The organism is Streptomyces sp. 5K101 (genome assembly GCF_046506645.1).
In the GTDB taxonomy this organism is placed as follows: Bacteria; Actinomycetota; Actinomycetes; order Streptomycetales; family Streptomycetaceae; genus Streptomyces.
The window spans coordinates 1-1,422 of record NZ_JBKFFO010000061.1; the positions used below are offsets into that span (position 1 = coordinate 1).

The following is a 1,422-nucleotide window of genomic DNA, read 5'->3' on the forward strand; positions in this document are numbered from 1 at the left end:
CTAGTGTGATGCGCCCGAAATCCTGAGGGTTATTCCTGCTTGGCTGTGTCGGTGGTGGTCCTGACCTTGGCGAGGTAGCCGGCGAGCGAGTTGAGGATCTCGTCGGCGGTCTTCATCCAGGTGAAGGGCCTGGGGTTCTCGTTCCAGGTCTCGATCCAGTCGCGGATGTCCTTCTCCAGGGCCTTCACGGAGGTGTGGACACCGCGGCGGATGAGTTTGTCGGTCAACAGGCCGAACCACCGCTCGACCTGGTTGATCCAGGAGGAGCCGGTCGGTGTGAAGTGGACGTGGAAGCGGGGGTGTCGAGCGAGCCACTTCTGGATCTCGGGGGTCTTGTGGGTGACGTAGTTGTCACAGACCAAGTGCACGTCCAGCTCGGCGGGCACGGCCTTGTCTATCGCGATCAGGAACTTCTTGAACTCGATGGCGCGGTGGCGTCGGTGCAGAGCATGGATGACGGTGCCGTCGGCGATGTTGAAGGCGGCGAACAGGCTGGTGATGCCGTGCCGCAGGTAGTCGTGGGTCCGGCGCTCGGGCATGCCCGGCATCATCGGCAGCACCGGCTGCGAGCGGTCCAGGGCCTGGATCTGGCTCTTCTCGTCGACGCATAACACCACTGCCTTCTCCGGCGGGTTGTGGTAGAGGCCGACGACGTCGACGACCTTGTCGACGAACTGCGGGTCGGTGGAAAGCTTGAAGGAGTCCTGCACGTGAGGCTTGAGGTCGAACCTCTTCCAGATCCGGCCGATCGTGGACTTCGACAGTCCGGTGCGGGCGGCCATGGAGGCGCGCGACCAGTGGGTGTCCTTGCCCGGCGCGGATTCCAGCGTCGCGACGATGACGTCTTCGACCTGGTCGAGCAGGATCGAGGGCGGCCTGCCGGTGCGTGGTTCGTCCTGCAGGCCGTCGAGTCGATCAGCCACGAAACGAGCCCGCCAACGGTCCACGGTCGACTGGTCCACACCCAGATCGGCGGCGACCTGCTTGTTCGTCGCGCCCTGGGCGCACCGCAGCACGATCTTCGCCCGCAGCGCGAGGTACTGGGCAGTCTTCGCCCGCCTCGACCAGCGCACCAGCTGGGCCAACTCGCCATCGGTCAGGACCAGCTCGGACTTCGGCCGGCCGATAGGGCCCTCGTCCTCAAGCCCCGCCAGCCGCTCAGCGGCGAACCTCCCGCGCCACTTGCGAACCGTCTTCACACCGGCGCCGACAGCCTGCGCGGCACCCGCATTCGACATCCCGTCAGCACACGCCAGGATGATCCGGGCCCGCTCAGCCGTGCGCCGGTCCGGCAGCCCCACCCGGCGCCCAAGCTCGACACGTTCGTCCTCGGAAAGAACGATCTCCACAGCAGCAGGGCCTCGATGCGCCATGAAAAGAAGGTACCAAGTAACCCTCAGGATTTCGGGCGCATCACACTAG

The 1,422-nt window shown here is 65.5% G+C and carries 1 protein-coding gene; it reads right to left on the reverse strand.

From position 1 onward, the window contains the following. Positions 1-29: 29 nt before the first annotated feature. Positions 30-1,373, reverse strand: a complete 1,344-nt coding sequence (locus ACLB9X_RS34345; RefSeq protein WP_410364334.1) for an IS630 family transposase — start codon at positions 1,371-1,373, stop codon at positions 30-32. Positions 1,374-1,422: the final 49 nt, after the last annotated feature.

Excerpts from the sequence above, each read along its gene's own strand:
- ACLB9X_RS34345 (WP_410364334.1), bottom strand. The coding sequence starts at position 1,373 with ATGGCGCATCGAGGCCCTGCTGCTGTGGAGATCGTTCTTTCCGAGGAC.